The 17,105-nt window shown below is 72.4% G+C and carries 16 protein-coding genes; 10 read left to right on the top strand and 6 right to left on the bottom strand.

From position 1 onward, the window contains the following. Entirely contained in the window at positions 1–2,202 is a 2,202-nt protein-coding gene (glgX, locus tag ACIP84_RS24085; protein WP_401800156.1) for a glycogen debranching protein GlgX, read from the bottom strand. 143 nt (positions 2,203–2,345) lie between these two features. On the opposite strand from glgX, the gene ACIP84_RS24080 reads away from it, so the two are divergent. The 6 genes from ACIP84_RS24080 (at position 2,346) to ACIP84_RS24055 (ending at position 8,926) form a co-directional block, all read left to right on the top strand. Beyond that, positions 2,346–3,584: an Ig-like domain-containing protein gene (locus ACIP84_RS24080; protein ID WP_401800153.1), complete on the top strand. Its 1,239-nt coding sequence runs from the start codon at positions 2,346–2,348 to the stop codon at positions 3,582–3,584. 195 nt (positions 3,585–3,779) lie between these two features. Continuing rightward, the gene (locus ACIP84_RS24075; protein WP_401800151.1) at positions 3,780–5,045 is read left to right on the top strand and encodes an Ig-like domain-containing protein; all 1,266 of its coding nucleotides are present in this window, start codon (positions 3,780–3,782) and stop codon (positions 5,043–5,045) included. A gap of 85 nt (positions 5,046–5,130) precedes the next feature. Then, on the top strand, positions 5,131–5,898 hold the full coding sequence (locus ACIP84_RS24070) for an enoyl-CoA hydratase/isomerase family protein (RefSeq protein ID WP_401800149.1): 768 nt from the start codon (positions 5,131–5,133) through the stop codon (positions 5,896–5,898). Positions 5,899–5,979: 81 nt separating this feature from the next. Beyond that, entirely contained in the window at positions 5,980–6,486 is a 507-nt protein-coding gene (locus tag ACIP84_RS24065; protein WP_073912589.1) for an ATP-binding protein, read from the top strand. A gap of 425 nt (positions 6,487–6,911) precedes the next feature. Then, positions 6,912–7,676, top strand: a complete 765-nt coding sequence (locus tag ACIP84_RS24060; RefSeq protein ID WP_401800146.1) for a polysaccharide deacetylase family protein — start codon at positions 6,912–6,914, stop codon at positions 7,674–7,676. Beyond that, positions 7,676–8,926 (top strand): hypothetical protein, encoded by a 1,251-nt coding sequence (locus tag ACIP84_RS24055; RefSeq protein WP_355957825.1) that lies wholly within the window; start codon positions 7,676–7,678, stop codon positions 8,924–8,926. Before ACIP84_RS24060 ends, ACIP84_RS24055 begins: the two co-directional genes overlap by 1 nt. Positions 8,927–8,943: 17 nt before the next feature. Here ACIP84_RS24055 and ACIP84_RS24050 read toward each other — a convergent pair whose 3' ends face one another. Then, positions 8,944–9,582: a GNAT family N-acetyltransferase gene (locus tag ACIP84_RS24050; protein WP_355957827.1), complete on the bottom strand. Its 639-nt coding sequence runs from the start codon at positions 9,580–9,582 to the stop codon at positions 8,944–8,946. 74 nt (positions 9,583–9,656) lie between these two features. Here ACIP84_RS24050 and ACIP84_RS24045 point away from each other — a divergent pair, with 74 nt between their 5' ends. After that, positions 9,657–9,872 (top strand): EF-hand domain-containing protein, encoded by a 216-nt coding sequence (locus tag ACIP84_RS24045; protein ID WP_266969473.1) that lies wholly within the window; start codon positions 9,657–9,659, stop codon positions 9,870–9,872. A 739-nt stretch (positions 9,873–10,611) separates the two neighbouring features. After that, complete coding sequence (locus ACIP84_RS24040; RefSeq protein ID WP_355957831.1) at positions 10,612–10,872, top strand: hypothetical protein; 261 nt, start codon at positions 10,612–10,614, stop codon at positions 10,870–10,872. Positions 10,873–10,933: 61 nt separating this feature from the next. On the opposite strand, the gene ACIP84_RS24035 is transcribed toward ACIP84_RS24040, so the two are convergent. Next, a complete protein-coding gene (locus ACIP84_RS24035; protein WP_355957833.1) occupies positions 10,934–11,917 on the bottom strand; it encodes a helix-turn-helix transcriptional regulator in 984 nt (327 codons plus the stop codon). 149 nt (positions 11,918–12,066) lie between these two features. Between ACIP84_RS24035 and ACIP84_RS24030 the strand changes: the two genes are divergently transcribed. Together ACIP84_RS24030 and ACIP84_RS24025 are read left to right on the top strand one after the other, a co-directional pair. Then, positions 12,067–12,594, top strand: coding sequence for a hypothetical protein (locus ACIP84_RS24030; protein WP_401800142.1), 528 nt, complete (start codon positions 12,067–12,069; stop codon positions 12,592–12,594). Between the two features lie 72 nt (positions 12,595–12,666). After that, positions 12,667–13,272 carry a response regulator transcription factor gene (locus ACIP84_RS24025; protein ID WP_030320420.1) on the top strand — a complete coding sequence of 202 codons (606 nt, stop codon included), beginning with the start codon at positions 12,667–12,669 and terminating at the stop codon, positions 13,270–13,272. A gap of 95 nt (positions 13,273–13,367) precedes the next feature. On the opposite strand, the gene ACIP84_RS24020 is transcribed toward ACIP84_RS24025, so the two are convergent. The 3 genes from ACIP84_RS24020 to ACIP84_RS24010 are packed head-to-tail and all read right to left on the bottom strand — an operon-like array spanning position 13,368 to position 17,090. After that, positions 13,368–14,483 carry a 3-dehydroquinate synthase II family protein gene (locus ACIP84_RS24020; protein WP_355957838.1) on the bottom strand — a complete coding sequence of 372 codons (1,116 nt, stop codon included), beginning with the start codon at positions 14,481–14,483 and terminating at the stop codon, positions 13,368–13,370. After that, a complete protein-coding gene (locus ACIP84_RS24015; RefSeq protein ID WP_187623149.1) occupies positions 14,455–15,444 on the bottom strand; it encodes a 2-amino-3,7-dideoxy-D-threo-hept-6-ulosonate synthase in 990 nt (329 codons plus the stop codon). The genes ACIP84_RS24020 and ACIP84_RS24015 overlap by 29 nt, the downstream gene beginning before the upstream one ends. Continuing rightward, positions 15,441–17,090: a class I adenylate-forming enzyme family protein gene (locus tag ACIP84_RS24010; protein WP_401800139.1), complete on the bottom strand. Its 1,650-nt coding sequence runs from the start codon at positions 17,088–17,090 to the stop codon at positions 15,441–15,443. The genes ACIP84_RS24015 and ACIP84_RS24010 overlap by 4 nt, the downstream gene beginning before the upstream one ends. Positions 17,091–17,105 lie beyond the last annotated feature (15 nt).

Genomic DNA, 17,105 nt, shown 5'->3' with positions numbered 1-17,105 from the left:
TCACGCCCGCACCCGCAGCAGCACCATCGACCTGGCCCCCACCGTGATCGTCCCGCCGCCCGCGTGTTCCGTGCCGGGCGGTGCCGACTGGTCCTCGCGGCCCGTGTCCACGACCAGTTCGTACGTCTCCGCCCATGGGGGGCCCGGCAGGCGGAACTCCAGGGGGCGGGGGCCCGCGTGGAGGACGGCGAGGAAGCTGTCGTCGGTGATCTGCTCGCCGCGCTCGTCCCGGCCCGGTATGTCGCGGCCCGACAGGTAGAGGCCGAGCGTGGCCGTGGGCGCGTACCAGTCGGGTTCCGTCATCTCGGCGCCCTCCGCGGTGAACCAGGCCAGGTCGCGCAGCCCGTCCGTACCCTGGGGGCGGCCGGAGAAGAAGGCGCGGCGGCGCAGCACCGGATGGTCGTGGCGGAGGGCGAGCAGCCGGCGTGTCAGGGCGAGGAGCTGGGCCCTGCCGGGATCGTCCGGGAGGGCCCAGTCGAGCCAGCCGGTGGCGTTGTCCTGGCAGTAGGCGTTGTTGTTGCCTCCCTGGGTGCGGCCCATCTCGTCGCCGGCGACGAGCATCGGGACGCCGGTGGACAGGAGCAGGGTGGTGAGGAGGTTGCGCTGCTGGCGGAGGCGGAGGGCGTTGATGCCGGGATCGTCGGTCTCGCCCTCCACCCCGCAGTTCCAGGAGCGGTTGTCGTGGGTGCCGTCGCGGTTGCCCTCGCCGTTGGCCTCGTTGTGCTTGCGCTCGTACGTGACGAGGTCCCGCAGGGTGAAGCCGTCGTGCGCGGTGACGAAGTTGACGGAGGCGTACGGCCGGCGCCCGCCCCAGGCGTACAGGTCGCTGGAGCCGGAGAGCCGGTAGCCGAGGTCCCGGACATCGGGCAGCGCGCCGCGCCAGAAGTCCCGTACGGCGTCCCGGTAGCGGTCGTTCCACTCCGTCCAGAGCGGCGGGAAGGCACCGACCTGGTAGCCGCCGTTGCCCACGTCCCACGGTTCGGCGATGAGTTTGACCCGGCGGAGCACGGGGTCCTGGGCGATGACCGCGAGGAACGGGGAGAGCATGTCGACGTCGTGCATCGAGCGGGCCAGGGCGGCCGCCAGGTCGAAGCGGAAGCCGTCGACGCCCATCTCGGTGACCCAGTAGCGGAGGCTGTCGGTGATGAGCCGCAGCACCTGCGGCTGGACGACGTGCAGGGTGTTGCCGCAGCCGGTGTAGTCGGCGTAGCGGCGGGCGTCGGACTGGAGCCGGTAGTAGCCGCGGTTGTCGATGCCCTTCAGGGAGAGCGTGGGGCCGAGCTCGCCCGCCTCCGCCGTGTGGTTGTAGACGACGTCGAGGATGACCTCGATCCCGGCCGCGTGCAGCGCCCGCACCATCCGCTTGAACTCGCCGACCTGCTGGCCGGTCGTCCCCGAGGAGGAGTAGCCGGCGTGCGGGGCGAAGTAGCCGATGGAGTTGTAGCCCCAGTGGTTGCGCAGGCCGCGCCGGAGGAGGTGGTCCTCGTGCGCGAACTGGTGCACCGGCAGCAGCTCCACCGCCGTCACCCCGAGGCGTACGAGGTGCTCGACGGCCGCCGGGTGCGCCAGACCCGCGTACGTGCCCCGCAGATGCTCGGGGATGCCCGGGTGGAGCCGGGTGAAGCCCTTCACGTGCAGCTCGTAGATGACCGAGTCCTGCCAGGGCGTCTTGGGCCTGCGGTCGTCGGACCAGTCGTCGTCGTCCAGGACGACGACCCCCTTCGGCACGTACGGCGCCGAGTCCCGCTCGTCGCGGACGGTGTCGGCCACATGCTGCTGCGGCCAGTCACGCACGTGTCCGTACACCTCGGGTGGCAGCGTGAAGTCGCCGTCGACGGCCCGCGCGTACGGGTCGAGGAGGAGCTTCGCCGGGTTCCAGCGGGCCCCCGTCCACGGGTCCCAGCGGCCGTGCACGCGGTAGCCGTACCGCTGTCCCGCCCCGATCCCCGGCACGAACCCGTGCCAGATCTCGTGCGTCAGCTCCGTCAGCGGCAGCCGCAGCTCCGTGCCGTCCGGGTCGAAGAGGCACAGCTCCACGGCCTCCGCCCCGCCCGCCCACAGGGCGAAGTTGGTGCCGGTCACCCCGTCGGGGCCGACCCGGCAGCGCGCGCCGAGCGGCGTCGGCGCGCCCGGCCACACGGGCGGCCCGGCCCGCTCCGGGGCATGCTCAGGTACCGCCTCCTGCTCGGCTGCGCTCGTCACCGTCCCGGCCTCCAGCGGCTCGTCGGGCCCGCACCCTCGGGGGCGGCGGCGTCCCGGCCGCCGCTCCCGCGCGTGGTTCTCCCCCTGTTCTGCCCGAACGGCCCGGCTCCCAACATGACCCGCACGCACGTTTCCCCTGGAGGGTGGCCGTCGTTGGGCCGAGCGTGACACTTGTATGGAAGCGGGCGAGGTACGCCCTCGCGGTGGCGGGACTGGTGGCGGGCCTCGTGGGCTGCACGGCGCCGGACGGTGAAGGCGGGACCGGCATCGGTCTGCCGGGCAAGGCACGGGCTCCCGGCGACGTCATCCGGGTCAGCCCGGAGGACGGCAGCCGGGGGTTGCCGGCCGAGGGCCCGGTCGAGGTGAAGGTGGACAGCGGGCGACTCGAACGGGTGACCGTGGCCCAGGTGGAAGATGGCAGACGGACCCAGGTGGCGGGGGAGATCTCCGCCGACGGGCTGCGCTGGCGGCCCCGGCCGGAGACCCGTCTCGCGCTGGCCGCGAAGTACAGCGTGGACGCGGTCGCGCTCGACGCGCACGGCCGCCGGTCGGCGCGGCACACCACCTTCACCACCGTGGTGCCCGAGAGCCGCTTCATCGGCTACTTCAAGCCGGAGAACCGTTCCACTGTCGGCACCGGCATGATCGTCTCCTTCGGCTTCAACATGCCGATCGAGAACCGGGCGGAGGTCGAGCGGGCCATCCGGATCACCTCCGTGCCGCCGGTGGAGGTCGTCGGGCACTGGTTCGGCAAGGAGCGGCTCGACTTCCGTCCCGCCGCGTACTGGCGGCCGGGGACCGAGGTCACCGTCGAGATCGGCCTGCGGGACGTCGAGGGAGCCCCCGGCGTGTACGGCATCCAGCGCAAGACCGTCGGGTTCACCGTCGGCCGCTCCCAGGTGTCCGTGGTCGACGCCGCCGCCCACACCATGGAGGTCAGGCGGGACGGCGACGTCCTCGCCACCGTGCCGATCACCGCGGGGGCGCCGAAGACCACCACGTACAACGGGAGGATGGTGGTCACCGAGCTGTACGACGTGACCCGCATGAACGGGGCCACGGTCGGCTTCGGCGGCGAGTACGACATCAAGGACGTGCCGCACGCCATCCGTCTCACCGACTCGGGCACCTTCCTGCACGGCAACTACTGGGCGGATCCGAGCACCTTCGGCTCCGCCAACGTCAGCCACGGCTGCATCGGGCTCCGGGACGACAAGGGCGGCAGCGCCGAGTCACCGGCGGGCTGGTTCTTCGAGCGGACCCTCATCGGCGACGTGGTGGAAGTGGTCAACTCCCGCGACCGGAAGGTGGCTCCCGACAACGGCCTCGGAGGCTGGAACATGGAGTGGAACCGGTGGAAGGCCGGCTCCGCGCTGGGCTGACGCTCCCGTCCCCCTCGTACCGTCCGGCGCTTTCGGCCTCTTTCGTTGTCTTAGCAGGTCGATCGGGACGGAACGGTGACATTCACGAGGATCTTTCGTGTCCTGCGGTGTGATTATCTAGCGCCGTGTGCGCGAGTGGATGTGCACGGGGGTGGGGCCGGGCGGTGCCGGGCCGTGCGAGGGGAGAAGACCACAGTGAACGGGCAGCCGATATCGGGGGCATCGGTCGGAGCTACGGGGCGGCGCGGCCGACGCGGGGGCGTCAGGCTGCAGGCCCTGGCGGCGGGGGCGCTGCTTCTGGTGCTCACCGCCTGCGGCGGCGGTGAGACGGCGAACGGCGGCGGTACGGGGGGCCAGGGGCCGGCGGCCCAGGGCGGCGGTAAGCAGGAGAACGCGGCGTCCCAGGCGGTCGTGACCGTCCTTCCGAAGGACGGCGCCGACTCGGTCGCCACGAGCGGGGTCCTCAAGGTCACCGCGGCGCAGGGCAAGCTGACCACGGTCACGGTCGCCGACTCCAAGGGCACCGCGGTCGAGGGCAAGATGGCGGCGGACGGGACCAGCTGGTCGCCGACCGCGCACCTGGCCGCGGGCACGCAGTACAAGGTCCACGCGATCGCGAAGGACGCCGAGGGCCGTGAGTCGGCGAAGGACACCACCTTCACCACGCTCGTCCCGAAGAACACGTTCATCGGCCAGTACACGCCGGAGGACGGTTCGACCGTCGGCGTCGGCATGCCGGTGTCCATCAACTTCACCCGGGGCATCACCGACCCGGAGGCCGTCGAGAAGGCCATCAAGGTGACGGCCGAGCCGTCCGTGCCGATCGAGGGCCACTGGTTCGGCAACGACCGCCTCGACTTCCGCCCGGAGAACTACTGGGCCGCGGGCACCAAGGTGACCGTGCACCTCAACCTGGACGGCGTCGAGGGCCGCCCGGGCGTCTACGGCAAGCAGAAGAAGACGATCACCTTCACCATCGGCCGCCGTCAGGTCTCCACCGTCGACGCGAGCGCCAAGACGATGAAGATCGAGCGCGACGGCAAGATCATCAAGACGATCCCGATCACCGCGGGGGCGCCGTCCACGACCACGTACAACGGTCAGATGGTCATCAGCGAGAAGTACAAGGTGACCCGCATGAACGGGGCCACGGTCGGCTTCGGCGGCGAGTACGACATCAAGGACGTCCCGCACGCCATGCGCCTGTCCACCTCGGGCACCTTCGTGCACGGCAACTACTGGGCCTCGGCGGGCACGTTCGGCTCCGCCAACGTCAGCCACGGCTGCGTCGGCCTCCAGGACGCGCGGGGCGCGGGCGACAGCTCGATGCCGGCCGCCTGGTTCTACGACCGCTCGATCATCGGTGACGTGGTCGTCGTGAAGAACTCGAAGGACAAGCAGATCCAGCCGGACAACGGCCTCAACGGCTGGAACATGGACTGGGCGGAGTGGATCAGGTAATCCACCGCTCGTACGTCTGAGGGGCCCGGTGCTGTGAGCAACAGCACCGGGCCCCTTCGCGTTAACGGACACTAACCTTCCTCCCATGACTGTGAACCTCGAAGTCGCCGATGGCGTCGGCACGATCCGCCTCGACCGCCCCCCGATGAACGCGCTGGACATCGCCACCCAGGACCGGCTGCGCGAGCTCGCCCAGGAGGCGACCGACCGCGACGACGTGCGGGCCGTGATCATCTACGGCGGCGAGAAGGTGTTCGCGGCCGGCGCGGACATCAAGGAGATGCAGGTGATGGACCACGTGGCCATGGTCAAGCGCTCCCGCGCCCTGCAGGACTCCTTCACCGCCGTCGCCCGCATCCCCAAGCCGGTCGTCGCGGCCGTCACCGGCTACGCCCTCGGTGGCGGCTGCGAGCTCGCGCTCTGTGCCGACTACCGGATCGCCGCCGACAACGCCAAGCTGGGCCAGCCGGAGATCCTGCTGGGCCTGATCCCCGGCGCCGGCGGCACCCAGCGGCTGGCCCGGCTCGTCGGCCCCTCCAAGGCCAAGGACCTCATCTTCACCGGCCGGATGGTCAAGGCCGACGAGGCCCTGACGCTGGGTCTGGTCGACCGGGTCGTCCCCGCCGCCGAGGTGTACGAGCAGGCCCACGCCTGGGCCGCCAAGCTGGCGCAGGGCCCGGCCGTCGCGCTGCGGGCGGCGAAGGAGGCGATCGACCAGGGCCTGGAGGCCGACATCGACACCGGCCTCGCCATCGAGCGCACCTGGTTCGCGGGCCTGTTCGCGACGGAGGACCGCGCGAACGGGATGCGCAGCTTCGTCGAGGAGGGCCCGGGCAAGGCGAAGTTCGCCTGAGGTGACAGACCTCCCTTCGTGAGGGGCCGATTCCACCGGAACGGCCCCCGCGATCGGCTCCGTGCGGCCATGATGGGGGGCATGGCGGGCCTGGAGGGTAGGGAACAACCGTGGCAGCGCACTGGCGCCGCCGCAGCGCGGTGGTCACCGGCCGCGGAGGACGAACAGGCCGCCGAAGCAGTGGAGTTGTACGGTAATCCGGCGGATGAGGATGTCCGGCTGCCGTCCCGGCCCGAGTCCGCGTGGGTGGCCCGCAGGCTCACCCAGCACGTCGTACTGAGGCAGTGGGCGCTCGGCCCGCAGATCGCCGAGCACGCGGTGCTCCTGGTGTCGGAGCTGGTGGGGAACGCGGTCCGGCACACCGGTGCGCGGGTGTTCGCGCTGCGGTTGCAGCGGCGGCGGGGCTGGATCCGGATCGAGGTGCGGGACCCCTCGCGCGGGCTGCCCTGTCTGATGCCGGTGCACGAGCTCGACACGAGCGGCCGGGGGCTCTTCCTGGTCGACAAGCTCTCGGACCGGTGGGGTGTGGACCTGGCGCCCCGCGGCAAGACGACCTGGTTCGAGATGCGGGTCGCCGACCGCCCCTGAGGCCGGTTCGACGCGGGTCGCCGAGCGTCCGCGAGGCTCGACGACCGCTCCCGGACGCACGGAAGCCCCCGTGCGCCGTAGTGGGGCGCGTGGGGGCTTTCGTGTGGTGCGCCGCGGACGGGGGGGTGTATCCACGGCTGCTCTGTCGACCTGGCCCGGGTCAATGGGGGTCGTGCCACCGACTATGGCAGACAGGCGGCCATACCGCCAAAAGTCCCTAGTGGGGCAAACTGCACTAAAACCGGACACTTTAATAGTGAATCGTTGGTGACCTGCGGCACTCACCTTGCAAACAGTGAATGACTATGCGGTTCCCTGATTGTTCCTCGGGGTCGTCCGCATGCTGGACGCCCCTGCGGGGTCCGTAAACGTCCTGAATTGGCCTAATCGTAATAAACCGGTCGCTATCGCACTTAAATGGTCGCGTGAAGCCGATCGACCGCCGCGGAGCCCTCCGGGCCGGTGCGGCCGCCGCCCTCGCGGGAGCCCTCACCACCGCCTGCGGCACGGCCCCCCGCCCCGCCGCGCCCGCGCCCCGACGCCCCGCCGCCGCACCCGTCGCCGCCCCCGCCCCCCGCCGCCTCCCCGGGCAGCCCGCCGAGATCACCCACGGCCCCCGCGACCGGCCCGGGGTCGCGCTCACCTTCCACGGCCAGGGCGACCCCGCCCTCGCCCGGACGCTCCTCGGCCAGGCCGAGAAGGCCGGCGCCCGCGTCACCGTCCTCGCCGTCGGCAGCTGGCTCGACCAGCACCCCGACCTGGCCCGCCGCGTCCTCGACGGCGGACACGACCTCGGCAACCACACCCAGCGCCACATCGACGTCAACGCCATGACCGAGACCGAGGCCCTCGCCGAGATCGAGGCCTGCGCCACCCGGCTGCGCCGGCTCACCGGCTCCATCGGCACCTGGTTCCGGCCCTCCCGGACCCAGCACGCCGCCCCCGCCGTCCTGCGCGCCGCCCACCGCGCCGGATACCCGCACGTCCTCTCGTACGACGTCGACTCCCTCGACTTCACCTCGCCCGGCGCCACCGCCGTCGTCCGCAACGTCACCGGATCCGTCCGCGCCGGATCCGTCGTCAGCCTGCACTTCGGCTACCCGGACACCGCCGCCGCGCTGCCCCTCCTCCTCGCCGACCTCGACCGCCGCGGACTGCGCGCGGTCACCACCACGGAGCTGCTGACCTGATGGCACACCGCACGCAGAGACACCCCAGCCAGGGACCCCGACCGCAGGGGCACCGCACGCGGCGCCCCCTCGCACGGCGCCCCCTCACGCGGCGGACCAGGACCCTCCTCGCCGCCGCCCTCCTCGCCGCGCTCGCCGGCTGCGGCAGCGGGGACCCGGGGGAGGGCGCCGCCCCGGTCAAGAAGGCCGCCCCCGTCCCCAAGCCCGCCGCGGCCCCCGCCGGACTCCCCGGGATGCCCCCGCTGCTCGACCCCAAGGACGTCTACGCCGCCGACCGGCCCGACCGGCTCTCCCCGGTCGTCAAGGACTTCCCCTCCCGGGTCTACGTCCCCAACACCAACTCCAACACCGTCTCCGTCATCGACCCGGCCACCTACCAGGTCGTCGAGACCATCCCCGTCGGCAACCAGCCCCAGCACGTCGTGCCCTCCTGGGACCTGAAGACCCTCTGGGTCAACAACAACCGGGGCCACACCCTCACCCCCATCGACCCGGCCACCGGCGCCGCCGGCAAGCCCGTCGAGGTCCACGACCCGTACAACCTCTACTTCACGCCCAACGGCAAGTACGCCGTCGTGATGGCCTCCCTCGACCGCGAACTCGTCTTCCGCGACCCGCACACCATGGAACGGAGGAAGACCGTCCCGGTCAGCTGCTACGGCGTCAACCACGCCGACTTCTCCGCCGACGGGCGCTACTTCGTCGTCTCCTGCGAGTTCTCCGGCGAGCTGCTCAAGGTCGACACCGAGCGGATGGAGGTGATCGGCCAGCAGAAACTGCCCTTCGAGGGCGCCATGCCGCAGGACGTGAAGATCTCCCCCGACGGCAAGACCTTCTACATCGCCGACATGATGGCCCACGGCATGTGGGTCCTCGACGGCGAGAAGTTCACCACCCCGACCCTGATGCCCACCGGCAAGGGCGCCCACGGGCTCTACGTCGGCCGGGACTCCCGCGAGATGTACGTCCCCAACCGCGGCGAGGGCTCCATCTCCGTCTTCGACTTCGAGAAGGGCAGGCTGACGAAGAAGTGGTGGCTGCCGGACGGCGGCTCCCCCGACATGGGAGGAGTCTCCGCCGACGGCAAGGTCCTCTGGCTCTCCGGCCGCTACGACTCCGAGGTGTACGCGATCGACACCGCCACCGGGAAGCAGCTGGCCCGCATCCCCGTCGGCAGCGGACCCCACGGGCTCGCCGTGTACCCGCAGCCGGGGCGCTACTCGCTCGGCCACACGGGCGTCTTCCGGTAGAGCCGGTGCGCGGACGGTCAGCCCGCCACCAGGAGTGCCTCCGAGGCCACCGGGCGGTAGCCCGCCGCCTGGAAGGCGCGGACGCTGCGGGCGTTGCCCGGGGACTGCTGGGCCCAGACCACGGCGTCCGGGGTGAGGTGCCGCGCCGCCGTGGCGAGGGCGCGGCCCAGACCCCGGTGGCGCACCTCCTCGTCGACCTCGACCGCCGCCTCCCAGCGGCCCGCCACGCCCCGGCCCAGGACCACGAGACCGCCGTCCGCCGCCCACACCCGGACCTCGTCGCGGAACTTCAGCGCCCGCGCGACCCGGGGATGGTCCGGCTCCACGATCTCCCGGAGCTCCAGCGGGGGAGGACCCGGCAGGGCGTCGGCGGCGGTCAGCAGGTCGATCGTGTTCATGCGGCGGCCGGTGCGGGTCATCAGAGCCATCAGGAAGCCCGGGTTCATGCTGGCCGCCAGCGGGTCGCTCGACGTGGCCGCGAGCGCGGCCCGCACCCACTCCGGGTCGGCGTCCGTGAAGACCACCGAGTGGGCGGTGAAGGCCAGCACCCCGGCGTCCCGGGGGCCCGGCTGGGGCACGACCGTCGTCGACCCGTCCGGGGGAGGGAACTGTCCGCGCGCCGCCGCCGCCAGGATGCGTGCCACCTCGTCGCTCATACCCCCATCATCCGGCAGGCCCGGGCCAGCTAATCTGACCCCCGTCAGACAAGCACCAAGAAGGGGCGGAAGCAGTGGCGGACATCGACGCGGCACGCACGGCATTCAACACGTTCGACGCCGACGGGGACGGTTTCATCACCGCCGCGGAGTACAAGAGCCTCATGGCCCGGCACGGCGACTTCCACGTCACCGAGTCGGTCGCCGAGGTGCTGATCAAGCAGCGCGACGACAACGGTGACGGCGTGCTCTCCTGGGACGAGTTCTGGGCCCACTACAGCAAGGCGTGACCCGCCCGCCCCGACGGGCGGCGCAACGCTGAGTCGCCGCCCGTCCGGGGCACGGTGACGACCGTCCGGTGACGTGACCCGGACCCGTCGAGCACCGGCTCCGCGAGGGACCGCGTGGACCGGCTCCTAGAGGGCCCGTCTCGTCCTCGCCGTGTACCGGCTCCGCGAGGGTTCGCCTGGTCCGTGGCCGACGCCTTCGTTCCCGCGGCCTCCGTGCCGCCTCCCCGCGCACCTCCCCCCGGGCCGGCCGTCCGGCCGCTCGCCGTCGCCGCCCAGGCGCTGCGCGCCCGCCCGGAGACGCTCCGGACCCGCACGGAACCGTTTCCCTGACGTTCCCCCGTCGCCTTCCCCGCGTCCCCCCGCCGTTCGCCGCCGGCCGACCGGAGGGGCGGAGTCCGTCGCCGGGCCGCTCCGTGCCCGTGGCAACTCGCTGCACCACATGCCCGTGGCCGAATCCCGGCCCGCCGTGCGATCGCCCCCGCTTGCGCCTCCCACCTGGCCTTTTGGCCGGAACCAAGGGGCCCGCCCCGAGCCCGCCCCCCTGCTTTCCCACAGGTGGTGAGGCAGCTCATTGCCAGGCAGCTTCCTGGCCTGTCCGGAAGCGGACAGCCAGGGCCCCGCGGTGATTTCCTCTAGGTGTGCGGCCGGGACGGCTGAAAAGCCACCGGCCGCCAAGGACCTCCTGACACGCACGTACGCCGCACTCGTACCGCATCCGCACCAGGAAACGGAGACCCACATGTCCTGTCGCTCCCGCCGCGCAAGCAGTGTCCTCGCCGCCGTCGCCGCCGCCGTCCTCGGCGGACTGGTGATCGCCTCCCCGGCCGAGGCCGCCCCCACCGCCCCGAACACGGTCGCCCAGCGCGGTGACGACTTCGTCTGGCCGACGCCGCCGCACCCGCAGATGCCGGACTTCCCCTGCGTCCCGACGCTCCCCGGCCTGCCCTGCGTCATCGACATCCCGGACGACTTCGTCTGGCCGACCGCCCCCAGGGACTGACCACCATGCTCATCACGACCGCCGCCACGGCCGCCGCGCCGCTCCGGCTCCGCTCCGGGCCTCAGATCCACTCCCGGCGGGTCGCCTGCACCCCCGCCTCGAACCGGCTCGACGCACCCAGCCGCTCCATCAGGTCGGCCACGATCCGCCGCTCCGTCCGCACCCCGATGCCCAGTGCCCGCGCCACGGCCTCGTCGGTGAGACCGCTCGCCAGAAGCTGGAGCAGCTTGCGCTCCTGCGGGGTGAGTCCGCCCGGCAGGGCGTCCCCCGGGCCGTTCAGCGGGGAGGCGTGCTCCCAGTAGGCCTCGAACAGGGCGCGCATGGCCAGGACCACCGGCTGGCTGCTGAAGAGCAGCGCGGACGGCTGGGCCTGACCGGGCAGACCGGCGACCACCGCCGCCGCCGTGTCCACGATGAGCAGCCGCATGGGCAGCGTCGGCGAGGTACGGATCTCGCTGCCGTGCTCCGCCATCCACTGGGCGTGCGCCCGGGTGACCCGGTCGCCCGCGACGCTGTCCAGATAGATGGTCCGGAAGCGGACGCCCCGCTCCATCGCCCGCTCGTTCAGCGGCCGGCCGGCCTCGACGGACTCCTCCGTGAGGGCCCTGCCGGGATGGAAGGCGAGCGACTCCCGCGTACAGGACTCGGCGAGCGCCTCCAGGCGGGTACGGATGTCGTCGACGTTGTCGAGGTGCTCCGCCCCGTCGAGACCGCCCGAGCGGCCCGAGGCCGTGTACTCGGCCGCGAGGGCGGCGAGGGCGGCACGGTTCTGCTCGATCCGCTGCTGGCGCGAGGCGAGTTCGCGCTCCTCCCGCTGGAGCAGCACCTTCAGACCGAGCGACGGGTTCACCGCGCGCATCCGGCCCGGACTGTCCCGGGACGGCGCGAGCAGGGAGAGCCGCGTCAGCAGGTCGAGCGCCTCGTCCACCTGTTCCGTCGTGCAGCTCAGCAGTTTCGCCAGGCGCTCGGGATCGTGCTCCTTGTGGAACAGGATCGCGCGGTACACGCCCAGCGTGTGTTGGTCGAGCGACGAGACCTCGTCCACGGTGTCCCCCAATGGTCGTACCGCCCCGGGGGCGTTCGGGACGGAGATCTGAACCGGATTCCGCGCTCCATCGCCCGAGCGACCCGATTCACCCCATTCACACGATCATCACGCTACCCGTTCGACGATCTCCTCGAAAGGGACGTCACGTGCTCCAGACCGGTTCCTCCCCGCCGCGGCTCGACGGTCTCGTCGTCCTCGTCGTCGACGCCACCACGGGCGTCGGCCGGGAGCTCGCGACCCGGCTGAGCGCCGCGGGGGCGATCGTCGCCGTCGTCGGCGCCGGTCACCCGGACCGCGGCGACGACGCCGCCACCAACGCGGCCTTCCTCTGCAAGGCGCTCAACGACGCGGGTCTGCTGGCCCTGCCGTACCGCATCGACATCCGCGATCCGGGCGAGGCGGGCCGGCTGCCCGGCCAGATCGCCGCCGACGCGGGCCCGGTGAACGCCGCCGTCGTCGTGCTGCCGGCGCCGGACGCTCCTGGTGAACTGCCGCGCGCCTTCCGCGCCGTGTCGGCCGCCCTCGCGGCCGCGCTGCCGCCCGGCGCCCGGCACATCGAGCACACCCCGGGCGACGCCGCCGGCCCGGCCACGACGACGGCCGGCGACCGCAGCTGGCTCCGCTCCGTCGTCGACGGCCTGGCCGCGGACGCGGCTGGGGCGACCAGCCGCTGAGACACACCGCACCGCACTTACCACCGCACACACCACACAGAAGGCACCACAGAAGTCACCACGGGGAGAGAGATGTCCATTCGCGTCGTCGTGGCCGGTGACCACCAACTGGTCCTGGAGGCCTTCGCCGAGACCCTGAACGGCACCAACGGCCTGGACGTCGTGGGGCTCGCCACGACCTTCGAGGCGGTGCTCCCGGCCGTCCAGCGGCACCGGCCCACGGTGCTCCTGCTCGGCGAGAGCACCATGGGAGGCAAGGCCCTGCACGCCGCCACGGAGGTGCGTTCGCACCATCCGAGCTGCGGAGTGGCGTTGATGGTCGGTTCCGCCACCCCGTCCGTGGTGGACCGGGCGGTGGCCGCCGGAGCACTCGGAGTCGTCCCGAAGACGGCCCGGCTGCCGCAGCTGATCACCACCCTCGTGGGAGTCGCCGGGGGCTGTCTCACCGTCGACCCGGGACTGCTGCGGACGCCGACGGCGGGGGAGACGGTGCTCAGCGTCCGGGAGACCGACGTCCTGCGGCTGACCGCGGGCGGGGCGACCGTCAAGGAGATCGCGGGCGAGCTCTACCTCGCGGCGGGGACGGTACGGAACCTCACCTCGGCGGCGATCAAGAAGCTCGGCGGGCGCAACCGGTTCGACGCGGCGCGCATCGCGGCGGAGTGCGGGCTGCTGTGAGGACGGCGGAGGAGTCCGGACGTGCGCCGGCCCCGGCACGAGGCGTGCCGGGGCGGGGCTTCACGACATGGTGGAGCAGGGCGCTCCGTGCGCTCCTACTTCTCCAGGCAGAACTCGTTGATCGGGTAGCCGACATGGCGGTCGGCCGTCGGAAGGTGACCCAGGATGCGGTCGCCCGGCTTGAGTTCGGTGCTGTTGAGTACCGAGGCGCCGGGACCGAGGACCCGCACGTGCCAGTCGTCCTGGAGGATCAGGTTGACCGTCTGACCGCTGGGCGCGACCGCGTCGATGGAGATGAGCGGACGGGTCTCGATCTTCACCCGGCCGACGCTGACGGGCCGCGTACGGCCGTCGACGTCGACCGCCAGGACGGAACTGCCGGCGTGCAGCTCGCTCAGGTAGTGGGTGCGGCCGTTCTGCCCCACGGTGTACGAGTGCAGGGCACCCGCGTTGACGCGGAACGGACGGGTCGGCATGTACGGCAGCGGGTGGGTCTCGCTGACGCACAGGACCATGCCCTTGGAGTGGGAGCCCACCAGGATGCCCTCGTCCTTGCGGAAGTGGGTCGTGGTGTCGACGCAGGCACGCTCGCCCATGCCGATGTGCGTGGTGGCCGTGACCTCCAGCTCGACCAGGGAGATCTCCCCGCCGTGCGCGGTCGCCGCGGTCCGCAGGGCCGTCGCGTCGCCGACCGTACGGCCCCGCATCAGGACACCGTCCGAGCCGTGCTCCAGGACGCCGTAGAGGATCTCGGCCTCCTCGGTGTCGGCGGCCGTCGTCACGATGGAACCGGGCGCGCCCGAGGCGGCCGCGATGACGATCTCCAGCGGGATCTTCGTCGGGTCGCGGAAGTCGAGGACGCTCCACGCCTCGAGCCGCGCCGCCAGGCAGGCGTCCTCCAGGGTGTCGGCGTCGACGATCTCCACGTACCGCCCGAACTGGACGCCCGGGTGGGCCGCTTCGAGCTCGGCCCGGCCGTCCTTCGGGCCGGGGACGATCACGACGTCGGCCTCGCCCAGGTCGGCGGGCACGGTGGCGCCGCCGTCCTCGAAGAGCAGGACCTTGCGGACGGTGGGCGGCAGACCGGCGAAGACGGCCGGGTCGGCGGCGACGATGCCGTCGATCTTCTGGTGCACGGCCTCCTCGAGGACGGCGGCGGTGGCGGCGCCGGCCTCACGGATGTCAAGCCAGCACAGTTTGGCGTCCGTCATGATGCGGACCTCCTGTCAGATGGTCGAGAGACGAGCCGTCGAGCGACGGGCCGTCGAGGTGGGTGTCGTCGTGGTGCGGGTCGTCGAGCGGTGTGCCGTCGAGGTGGTCGGGGGTGAGGCGTTCGCTGTGAAGCCGCTCCCGGCCGCCCGACTCGCTGAACGGGCCGGTGGTGAAGTGCTGTTCGGGGAAGTGGTGCACGATCCTGGCGACCTTGGCCGCCAGCGCGCGCGGGTCCTTGGCCTGGAAGATGTTGCGGCCCATGGCCACCCCGCCCGCCCCTCCGGCGATGGCGTCCCTGACGTACGCCAGGACGTCCTCCTCCTTCTCCAGGGCGGGTCCGCCGGCGACGAGCACCGGCACCGGGCAGGCCGCGGTCAGGTCGAGCATCTCCGCCGTGGATCCGAGGAAGACGGTCTTGACCAGGTCCGCGCCCAGGTCCGCGGCGATCGTCACGGCGTGCGCGACGACCGCCGGGTCCCGGGGGTCGCTGATCCGCGGCCCGCGCGGGTACACCATCGCGAGCAGCGGCAGGTTCCAGCGGTCGCAGGCGTCGGCGATCCTGCCGAGGTCGCCGATCTGCTGCCGCTCGTCGTCGGAGCCGAGGTTGACGTGGACGCTGACGGCGTCCGCGCCGAGGCGCAGGGCCTCCTCGACGCCGGCGACGACGTACTTGGCGTTGGGGTCGAGCGCCTGGCTGGTGCTCGCGTTGAGGTGGATGATCAGCGACATCGCGGCGAACCGCTCCGGGCTGATGTGCCGGACGCTGCCCTTGTGCACGACGACGGCGTCGGCGCCGCCGGCCGCGATCCGGGCGGCGAGCTGGTCGAGCGTGGTGCCCTTCGGCACCACGGGACCGTCGTGGATCGAGTGGTCGAGAGGGGTGATCATCAGGCCGGCCGTGCTGTGGCGGTAGAGCCGCCGTAGCCGCAGCGACCGGGCGAAGTGGCCGAAACCGGTCATGGGACGCCCTTTCTGGTTCGCGAGGAGGCGTGATCGGGCTGGTGACCCGCGCCGCTCACGCGGACGGGGTCGTCCCGCGCGGTGGCTCCGCGCGGGGAGCTGAGGGCCGGCCCGCCGGCGCGCGGGGCGGGGTCCGGTGGCGAGACGGAGCGCAGATAGGCGCGGTCCGGTTTGCCCGAGGGCGTGAGCGGCAGCTGCGGCCAGACCGAGACGCGTACCGGAGTGTGCTCCGGAGTCAGCGCCGCGGCCACGTATCCCCGCAGGTCGCAGGAGGTCTGCCCGGCGCCCGAGTACAGCTCGACGGCCGCGTGCACCTGCTCCACCCAGTCGCGGTCCCGCACTCCGAACACCGTGGCCTGGCGCACCTGCGGATGGCGCATCAGCGCCTCCTCGATGGCCGCCGGGTCCAGCTTGAGCCCGCCGTGCTTGATCACGTCGCCCACCCGGCCGTCGAGCCGGAGGTAGCCGTACCGGTCCCAGTGCCCCAGGTCGCCGGTGCACAGCCAGCCGTCGCGGAAGACGGTCCCGGTGCGTTCCTCGTCGCCGAGGTAGCCGGCCGTGACCGTCGGCGAGCTGATCCAGATCTCGCCCGACACCCCCCGCTCCACCTGGGGGCCGCCGCTGGGGCCGCGGATCTCCACCCGCACCCAGGGGAAGGGGCGGCCCGCCGAGCCGAGCAGCTCCGGCTCGCGGTGGTCCAGCGGGTTGAGGCTGCTGATGCCGCCCGCCTCCGTCGTCCCGTACACCTGGATGAGCACGTCGCCGAAGAGCTCGACGGCCCGCGCCACCCGCGCCGGCGCGGCCGGGGTGCCGCTGTAGGTGATGCGGCGCAGCGACGACAGGTCGGTGCGCGGGGCGGCCGGATGGTCCAGGAGCCGGTAGAGGTGGGGGACGGCGAGGTAGACGTCGGTGACCCCGTGCCGCTCGAAGGCGTCCAGGACGTGGCCCGCGTCGAACTCGTCGTGCAGCACGACCCGTCCGCCGCTCGCGAGCACCGCGTCGGCCATCGGCGCGGTCGTGTGGCTGATCGGCGTGACGGACAGCAGCGTCGCGGGTCCCCGGGGATCGAGGCCATGGGCGAGACGGCTGACGAGCTCCTCACGTGTGTCGTACCGCTGGGCGACCATCTTCGGCCGGCCGGTGCTCCCGCTGGTGAACTCGACGGTCGCGAGGTCGTCCGGGCGCGGCTCGGGGAGTCGCGCCGGCAGCGGTTCGGTGGATCCGGCCGCCGCCCCCCAGGGGATGGTCAGCGCGGTCACGGCCGGGACGCGGCGGGTGAGCCAGTCGCCGCGTTCGGCGCTCTCGTCGTCGACGAGCAGCACCGACACCCCCAGGTCCTCCAGGAGTCGGGCCTGGGTGGCGACCGAGAAGGTCTCCGTGTCGGTACGCGGGTTCATCGACCGTACGTACACGGAGGTGGCGCCCAGGAGATGGACGGCGTACCGCGCGCCGAGCATCACCGGCCGGTTGGGGCCGGTCAGCACGGCGACGGTGTCACCGGGGCGGACGCCGCGGGAGTGCAGCAGGGCCGTGGTGGCCCGCACCGAGCCGGCGAGCCGGCCCGCGGTGACGGCCTCGTCGGGGCGGTGGATCACCACGCGCCCCGGGTCCTTTCCGAGTGCGTCGAGAATGCGGCGTACGTACATGGTTCCTCCTTTCCG

Source organism: Streptomyces sp. NPDC088707, assembly GCF_044752725.1.
GTDB lineage: Bacteria > Actinomycetota > Actinomycetes > Streptomycetales > Streptomycetaceae > Streptomyces.
This window is presented reverse-complemented; position numbering and strand designations above follow the sequence as displayed.